This is a genomic window from Burkholderia sp. ABCPW 14 (genome assembly GCF_001523835.1).
Taxonomy (GTDB): domain Bacteria; phylum Pseudomonadota; class Gammaproteobacteria; order Burkholderiales; family Burkholderiaceae; genus Burkholderia; species Burkholderia mayonis.
Window position 1 is genome coordinate 1 of the sequence record NZ_LOVS01000035.1, and the last position, 2,510, is coordinate 2,510.

The following is a 2,510-nucleotide window of genomic DNA, read 5'->3' on the forward strand; positions in this document are numbered from 1 at the left end:
CCACTAAACCCACAAACACCAGACCCACAAAACCACCGAACCGCCGAACCACCGAACCGCCGAACCACCGAACCCCCGAACCGCCGAACCGCCGAACCGCCGAACCGCCGAGCAAGCCGAGCAAGCCGAGCAAGCCCAACAAGCCCAACAAGCCCAACAAGCCCAACAAGCCCAACAAGCCCAACAAGCACGCAGCCTGACAGCCGATGCGGCGCCCGACACGCCTGCCGGAACAGACGCGGCGAGCGTCGCCCCCTACAGAACCGTCCCCTTCAGCAGCGTCACCAGCCAATCCGCGAACACCTGAAGCCGCCGAGACAGATGCTGCCGATGCGGATAGAGCAGCGTCATCGGCATCGGCGCCGCGCGATGGTCCGGCAGCACTTCGACGAGCTCGCCCGCGCGCAGATGCGCGTCGACGTCGTACGCGGGAATCTGGATGAGCCCGAGTCCCGACAGGCAGCACGCGATATAGGCCTCCGCGTTGTTCACGGTCACGCGCCCTTGCAGCGCGAGCCGTCTGACCGTTTCGCCTTCGACCCATTCCCACGGCGCGATGCGCCCGTTCGACGGCGATGCATAGTGGATCGGCCGATGGCGCGAGAGATCGGCGGGCGTGCGCGGCACGCCGTGGCGCGCGAGATACGCGGGGCTTGCCACGTTGATGAGCGGCAGGTCGCCGATCGCGCGTGCAATGAGGCCCGAGTCGCTCAGCGTGCCGACGCGCAGCACGCAGTCGACGCGCTCCTCGATCAGATTCACCGCGCGATCGGTGGCGCCGAGGTCGATGCTGATCTGCGGGTATTGGTCGAGAAACGCCGGCAGCGCGGGCGCGACGATCAGGCGGCCGATGCGGCCCGGCATGTCGACGCGCAGCGTGCCGCTCGGCCCGACGGTCGAATGGCGGAACAGGTTCTCGGTGTCCTCGACGTCGGCGATGACGCGCAGACAGCGCTCGTAAAGCGCGGCGCCGTCCTGCGTCGGCGTCACCTTGCGCGTCGTCCGGTTGAGTAGCCGCGCGCCGACCCGGCCCTCCAGTTCCTGGATCGCCGCCGACACCGACGAGCGCGGCATCCCGAGCGTGTCGGCCGCGCGCGTGAAGTTCGCGCATTCGACGACGCGCGCGAACACGCGAAAGAGGTCAATGCGATCCATCGGCGTCTCCGTGGCAAAGCGCGGGCGGCGGCGTCACGCGACGCGTGTCGGGGGCGGCGGGCGGCGCGGGTAAGGGGGCGAGCTGGGTCATCGTCCGGGGATTGAGCGTGCGGCAGCCAACAATTGTTCGATTTCTCTGACGGGTGATGTCGGAGATGATGGCTTTATAAGAATTTTCTGGAATATATCATCCGAACGCATGCGAGGCGGCATCCAGCGGCCTCGTGCCTCGGAAACGGAGAGCCACCATGGCAGACCACGGCATCAAGGGCAAAACCGCGATCATCACGGGCGGCGCGAAGAATCTCGGCGGGCTGATCGCGCGCGATCTCGCCGAGCATGGCGCGAAGGCGGTCGTCATCCATTACAACAGCCCGGGTACGCAGGCCGATGCCGAGGCGACCGTCGCGGCGGTGAAGGCGGCGGGCGCGCGGGCGGTCGCATTGCAGGCGGACCTGACGACGGCGGGCGCCGTCGAGAAGCTGTTCGCCGATGCGGTGGCCGCGGTCGGCCGTCCGGACATCGCGATCAACACGGTCGGCAAGGTGCTGAAGAAGCCGTTCGCCGAGATCACCGAAGCCGAATACGACGAGATGGCGGCCGTCAATTCGAAGTCGGCGTTCTTCTTCCTGAAGGAAGCGGGCCAGCACGTCAACGACAACGGCAAGATCCTCACGCTCGTGACATCGCTGCTCGGTGCGTTCACGCCGTTCTACGCGGCCTACGCGGGGCTGAAGGCGCCCGTCGAGCACTTCACGCGCGCGGCGGCGAAGGAATTCGGCGCGCGCGGCATTTCCGTGACGGCGGTCGGCCCAGGCCCGATGGACACGCCGTTCTTCTATCCGGCCGAAGGCGCGGACGCGGTCGCGTATCACAGGACGGCCGCCGCGTTGTCGCCGTTCTCGAAGACGGGGCTGACCGACATCGAGGACGTCGTGCCGTTCATTCGCCATCTCGTCAGCGACGGGTGGTGGGTCACCGGCCAGACGATCCTGATCAACGGCGGTTACACGACGAAGTAGGCGGCGAAGTAGGCGACGAAGTAAGCGGCAAGCAGGCGGCGCGGTACGCGGAGAAGCTTGCGTCCAATGCGTCGCGATTGGCGGGAGATCTGACAGGGAGGGCGATCAGTTCGCGTTGACGTCGTTGGCGGCGGATTGCGTGGCGTTTCCCGTAGTTGCCGGGTTCGTCATGGCGGGGGGTGGCGCAGGCGCCCCTGCCCCCGCCGCTGTCGGCGTGGCGGCCTCCGCCCGGGGCGGGCCGCCCGTCGGGCGCGGGGGGGGGGGGGGGGCTGCCCGGGGGGGGGGCCCGGCCCGCCCCCCCCCGCGTGCGGGGCGGTGCGGGGGGGCCTCACG

Annotated in this window: 2 protein-coding genes and 1 pseudogene; 1 reads left to right on the forward strand and 2 read right to left on the reverse strand. The window is 68.6% G+C overall.

The window, feature by feature from the left end; genetic code table 11:
* A pseudogene (locus WS62_RS37900) lies at window positions 1–187 on the reverse strand (hypothetical protein); the annotation flags it as partial.
* A gap of 68 nt (window positions 188–255) precedes the next feature.
* Entirely contained in the window at window positions 256–1,155 is a 900-nt protein-coding gene (locus WS62_RS05650) for a LysR family transcriptional regulator (protein WP_066568805.1), read from the reverse strand.
* A 248-nt stretch (window positions 1,156–1,403) separates the two neighbouring features.
* Between WS62_RS05650 and WS62_RS05655 the strand changes: the two genes are divergently transcribed.
* Window positions 1,404–2,177, forward strand: coding sequence for an SDR family oxidoreductase (locus tag WS62_RS05655; protein WP_066568807.1), 774 nt, complete (start codon window positions 1,404–1,406; stop codon window positions 2,175–2,177).
* Window positions 2,178–2,510: the final 333 nt, after the last annotated feature.

Bases quoted from the DNA above. Each gene is read 5' to 3' on its own strand.
- WS62_RS05655 (WP_066568807.1), top strand. From the start codon at position 1,404: ATGGCAGACCACGGCATCAAGGGCAAAACCGCGATCATCACGGGCGGC.
- WS62_RS05650 (WP_066568805.1), bottom strand. From the start codon at position 1,155: ATGGATCGCATTGACCTCTTTCGCGTGTTCGCGCGCGTCGTCGAATGC.